Here is a 4813-nt window from a genome sequence, read left to right on the forward strand (position 1 = left end):
ACTCCTGCGTCCGCAAGGTGAAGTTGATGTCGTGGAGAATCGTCAGCGTGCCGGTGGAATCGGTCACCCGTTTGGTCAGGTGCTCGACGGCAATGATGGGTTCGGACATGCGTGGATTGAATTTCTTCATCAAGGCGTGGCAAGAGATTGCCCGCCGGCTCGTGGCCGACTGTAGCGTCTGGCTCGTGGCGCTGCTGTTGGCGGCCGGCATGCCGGCGCAGGCCGCCGCGCCGCCCAAGCTGCTGGTCGTCGGCGACAGCCTGTCGGCCGAGTACGGCCTGGCACGCGGCAGCGGCTGGGTCGCATTGCTGGGCGAGCGCCTGGCGCGCGAGAAGCTGCCGATGGAGGTCGTCAACGCCAGCATCAGCGGCGACACCACCGCCGGAGGCCGCAGCCGGCTGCCGGCGCTGCTGAAGACGCACACGCCGAAGGTGGTGGTGATCGAGCTGGGTGGCAACGACGCGCTGCGCGGCCTGCCGCTGGCCCAGACGCGCGACAACCTGGCCTCGATGGTTCGCAGCGCCCAGGCCACCGGCGCCAAGGTGATGCTGGCCGGCATCCAGGTGCCGCCGAACTACGGCCGCCAGTACACCGAAGACTTCGCCAAGAGTTTCGAAGACGTGGCCAGGGCCGAGCGCATCGCGCTGGTTCCCTTTTTGCTCAAAGGCATTGCCGACCGGCCCGACGCGGAGGACTGGTTCCAGAGCGACCGCATCCACCCGTTGGCCAAGGCCCACCCGCTGATCGTCGACAACGTCTGGCCGACGCTGCGCCTGCTGGTACAAGCCGCGCTGCGCTGAACCCGCGCCCGGCGCAAGGGTATTCACGGGTGCTTTGGCGCCCGACACATGCAAACCTTTACATATCTGGCGGCCCCCACCGCTTGGAGGTTTTGCCGTGGCTGACCCGACCTCACCGAACCCGCCGACACCCGTGTCGCGACGCCGCCTGTTTGCCGGCGCCAGTGCGGCCGGCGCACTCGCCGCCACCGCCGTGGCCCTGCCCCTGGTGCCCGTGGCACCTCCAACTGCGAACACCGACCCGGCCCCCAAGCCACAAGGCGGTGGTTACCGCCTGAGCGCGCACGTCCAGCGCTACTACCAGACCGCCAAGGTCTGACGTTTTCACCGAGGTGCTCCGGCGCGCCCGGGGCGGCCGCCAGGAGACACCATGCTGCTGACCCGCAGAGCTCCTTCGAACGACGCAAGCCCCCACGGCGCTGGCTCATCCAGCCTGGTGGCCAGCCTGTCCCGCGGCGTGACCCGCGCGATGCCGACGATGGACCGGCGCGCCTTCCTGCGCCGCTCGGGCCTGGGTGTTGGTGCCGGCATCGCCGCCGGCGAGTTGATGCTGGTGCGCAATGCCCGCGCGGCCGACGAGACCAAGCCGGCCGACGGCGCTGGCAAGGTCGAGGTCAAACGCACCGTCTGCGGCCACTGCTCGGTGGGCTGCGCGGTCGACGCGGTGGTCGAGAACGGCGTCTGGGTGCGGCAAGAGCCGGTCTTCGACTCGCCGATCAACCTGGGCGCGCACTGTGCCAAGGGCGCCGCCTTGCGCGAGCACGGTCACGGTGAATTCCGGCTGAAAACGCCGATGAAGCTGGTCGACGGCAAGTACCAGAAGATCAGCTGGGACCAGGCGCTGGACGAGATCAGCAAGAAGATGCTCGAGTTGCGCCAGGCCAGCGGGCCGGACTCGGTCTTCATCGTCGGCTCGTCCAAGCACAACAACGAGCAGGCCTACCTGCTGCGCAAGTGGGTCAGCTTCTGGGGCAGCAACAACTGCGACCACCAAGCGCGCATCTGCCACTCGACCACCGTTGCCGGCGTCGCGAACACGTGGGGGTATGGCGCGATGACCAACTCCTACAACGACATGCAGAACAGCAAGGCGGCGATGTACATCGGCTCGAACGCCGCCGAAGCGCACCCGGTGTCGATGCTGCACATGCTGCATGCCAAGGAGACCGGCTGCAAGATGATCGTGGTCGACCCGCGCTTCACGCGCACGGCAGCGAAGGCGGACGAGTACGTGCGCATCCGTTCGGGCTCCGACATCCCGTTCCTGTTCGGCCTGATGCACCACATCTTCAAGAACGGCTGGGAAGACAAGAAGTACATCGAGGACCGCGTCTACGGCATGGACAAGGTGCGCGAAGAAGCGCTCAACGTCTGGACGCCGGACAAGGTGCAAGAAGCCTGCGGCGTCGACGAAGCGACCTGCTTCAAGGTCGCCAAGATCATGGCCGACAACCGGCCGAGCACCGTCGTCTGGTGCATGGGCCAGACGCAGCACACCATCGGCAACGCGATCGTGCGCGCCTCGTGCCTGCTGCAGCTGACGCTCGGCAACGTCGGTGTCAGCGGCGGCGGCACCAACATCTTCCGCGGCCACGACAACGTACAGGGCGCCACCGACGTCGGCCCGAACCCCGATTCGCTGCCCGGCTACTACGGGCTGGCCGAAGGCGCCTTCAAGCACTTCGCCAAGGCCTGGGATGTCGACTTCGAATGGATCAAGAAACGGTACGCGCCGGGCATGATGGCCAAGTCYGGCATGACGGTGTCGCGCTGGGTGGATGGGGTGCTCGAAAAGAACGAGCTGATCGACCAGGACTCCAACCTGCGCGGCCTGTTCTTCTGGGGCCATGCGCCGAACTCGCAGACCCGCGGGCTCGAGATGAAGAAGGCGATGGACAAGCTCGACCTGCTGGTCGTGATCGATCCGTTCCCTTCGGCCACCGCAGCGATGGCCGCGATGCCCGGCAAGCCGGAAGACCTGAACCCGAAGCGCGCGGTCTACCTGCTGCCGGCCGCCACGCAGTTCGAGACCAGCGGCTCATRCACCGCCAGCAACCGCTCGCTGCAGTGGCGCGAGAAGGTCATCGACCCGCTGTGGGAAAGCCGCTCCGACCACATGATCATGTACCAGCTGGCCGACAAGCTGGGCTTCGGCAAGGAGCTGGTCAAGAACTACAAGATGCAGAAGATCAAGGGGCTGGACGAGCCTGAGCCCGAGTCGATCCTGCGCGAAATCAACAAGTGCGTCTGGACCATCGGCTACACCGGCCAGAGCCCCGAGCGGCTGAAGGCCCACATGCGCAACATGAACGTCTTCGACGTGAAGACACTGCGCGCCAAGGGCGGCATCGACAAGGCGACCGGCTACTCGCTCGACGGCGACTACTTCGGCCTGCCCTGGCCCTGCTACGGCACGCCGGAAATGAAGCACCCCGGCTCGGCCAACCTGTACGACACCAGCCGGCATGTGATGGACGGTGGTGGCAACTTCCGCGCGAACTTCGGCGTCGAGCGTGAAGGTGTCTCGCTGCTGGCCGGCGACGGCTCGCACTCCAAGGGCTCTGACCTGACGATGGGCTACCCCGAGTTCGACCACCTGCTGCTGAAGAAGCTCGGCTGGTGGGGCGAGTTGACCGAGGCCGAAGCCAAGGCGGCCGAAGGCAAGAACTGGAAGACCGATTCGTCGGGCGGGATCATCCGCGTCGCGATGAAGAACCACGGCTGCCACCCGTTCGGCAATGCCAAGGCGCGCGCGATCGTCTGGAACTTCCCCGACCCGATCCCGAAGCACCGCGAGCCGCTGTACAGCACGCGGCCGGACCTCGTCGCCAAGTACCCGACGCACGACGACAAGAAGGCCTTCTGGCGCCTGCCCACGCTCTACAAGACCGTGCAGGACAAGAACGCCGACATCGGCAAGACCTTCCCGCTGATCATGACCTCGGGCCGCCTGGTCGAGTACGAAGGCGGCGGTGAAGAGACGCGCTCGAACCCGTGGCTGGCCGAGCTGCAGCAGGACATGTTCATCGAGATCAACCCAAAGGCCGCCAATGACCGCGGCATCCGCCATGGCGATTGGGTCTGGGTCAAGACACCGCCGATGGCCGCGGTGCCCGAGTTCAAGGGTCTGAAGGTCAAGGCGCAGGTGACCGAGCGGGTCGACGCCGGCACCGTCTTCCTGCCCTTCCACTTCTCGGGCCGCTGGGGTGGCGTGGACTTGCTGCCCTACTACCCCGAGGGGGCCCACCCTGTCGTGCGCGGCGAGGCGATCAACACCGCCACGACCTATGGCTACGACAGCGTGACGATGATGCAGGAGACCAAGACCACGGTCTGCCAGGTAGAACGCGTGTCATGAAGCCCCCACGCTCCCTTCCGGTCGCTGCCCCCCGAGGGGGCGCGCCCAACGGACCGGCAAAGCCGGATCCGTGGCCGACCTTGAAGAAGTCCACCGCACCGTGCAGCGATTGAGGAGAACACGATGGCTCGAATGAAGTTCATCTGCGATGCCGAACGCTGCATCGAATGCAACGGCTGCACCACCGCCTGCAAGGCAGAACACGAGGTGCCCTGGGGCGTGAACCGGCGCCGCGTGGTCACGCTGAACGACGGTGTGCCGGGCGAGAAATCGATCTCGGTCGCCTGCATGCACTGCTCGGACGCGCCGTGCATGGCGGTGTGCCCGGTCGACTGCTTCTATCGCACCGACGAAGGCGTGGTGCTGCACGACAAGGACGTGTGCATCGGCTGTGGCTACTGCTCTTACGCCTGCCCGTTCGGCGCGCCGCAGTTCCCGAGCAACGGCACCTTCGGCATGCGCGGCAAGATGGACAAGTGCACCTTCTGCGCCGGCGGGCCGGAAGAAAACGGTTCGCAAGCCGAGTTCGAGAAGTACGGTCGCAACCGCCTGGCCGAAGGCAAGCTGCCGGCCTGCGCCGAGATGTGCTCGACCAAGGCACTGCTGGGCGGCGACGGCGACGTGGTGGCCGACATCTTCCGCAACCGCGTGCTGG

Annotated in this window: 4 protein-coding genes; all 4 read left to right on the forward strand. The window is 66.3% G+C overall.

The genetic code is table 11. The features are described 5' to 3' along the window. Positions 1 to 209: 209 nt before the first annotated feature. Entirely contained in the window at positions 210 to 800 is a 591-nt protein-coding gene (locus AC1DYI_RS26685; RefSeq protein ID WP_477207154.1) for an arylesterase, read from the forward strand. 97 nt (positions 801 to 897) lie between these two features. Beyond that, positions 898 to 1119 carry a formate dehydrogenase gene (locus AC1DYI_RS26690; RefSeq protein WP_477207151.1) on the forward strand — a complete coding sequence of 74 codons (222 nt, stop codon included), beginning with the start codon at positions 898 to 900 and terminating at the stop codon, positions 1117 to 1119. 51 nt (positions 1120 to 1170) lie between these two features. After that, positions 1171 to 4158: a formate dehydrogenase subunit alpha gene (locus tag AC1DYI_RS26695; RefSeq protein WP_477207152.1), complete on the forward strand. Its 2988-nt coding sequence runs from the start codon at positions 1171 to 1173 to the stop codon at positions 4156 to 4158. Between the two features lie 123 nt (positions 4159 to 4281). Then, the coding region (fdh3B, locus tag AC1DYI_RS26700) for a formate dehydrogenase FDH3 subunit beta (protein WP_477207153.1) at positions 4282 to 4813 on the forward strand (532 nt) is incomplete at its 3' end.

The sequence above is a fragment of the Ideonella sp. P3_A4 genome, from assembly GCF_056403075.1.